The following is a 796-nucleotide window of genomic DNA, read 5'->3' on the forward strand; positions in this document are numbered from 1 at the left end:
TCACTTCGCGTAATGAGCTCATCCATCGCGTGCGTTGACGTTTCTTGGCAACCCATTTGGCTAGTCGCTGGAGGATGTACCAGTCCAGTTTCGCCATCTTCTTTTGGCTGTAAGCTGTGTAGTAGTAGTTGCGCCACCCCTGTATTTTTGGGTTTAAATATTCCAGGTGGTCCTGAAAAGTCTTGTGACGCATATTCGGCGGAGCAAGTCGCTCCTTCACGACCTCCCGGATTCGCTCTTCCGCCTTGCGACACAGCCACTGCTGGGTCGTATAGTATATTTTGCCTTGAGATGTCTCCGCTTTCGTCTTTCGATGGTGCATGCCTAGAAAGTCAAAGCCTTCTTCTCCTGTCCATAATCCGACAATACGCGTTTTGGTCGGATGCAGCGTTAACTCCAGGCGACCCATTATGGCTTTAATGAGTTCGTAAGCCCGATCTGCATCTTTCTTCGTCTTGCAAATCACCACAAAATCATCTGCGTAACGAGTGAGTTCCCCAAATGCGCTGCCGTTTCGCTCCCACAGGAGATCGAAGTAATTCAGATAGATGTTTGCGAGCAAGGGAGAGATAACCCCGCCTTGCGGCGTACCTAAATCGGGGCGTCTGATGCTTCCTTCTTCCATGACTCCCGCACCCAACCACTTTCTCACCAATTTCAAGATACGTCTGTCACTGATTCGCATTTCAACCAGCTTCATGAGCTTCTCCTGATTGATGTTGTCGAAGTAGCCTTGGATGTCGACGTCGACCACCCAATTTCCTTTGCGGTTACATGCTTTCCGAATGCGATCTAA

1 protein-coding gene is annotated in these 796 nt (G+C 49.5%); it reads right to left on the reverse strand.

Annotation, left to right across the window (positions count from 1 at the left end; genetic code table 11):
* Positions 1-754 (reverse strand): reverse transcriptase domain-containing protein (locus JJQ72_RS20235; protein WP_347880783.1); only part of this gene is annotated, 754 nt, incomplete at its 3' end.
* Between the last annotated feature and the right edge of the window lie 42 nt (positions 755-796).

Source organism: Paenibacillus sp. F411 (assembly GCF_017582705.1).
Lineage (GTDB): Bacteria > Bacillota > Bacilli > Paenibacillales > Paenibacillaceae > Paenibacillus_AQ > Paenibacillus_AQ algicola.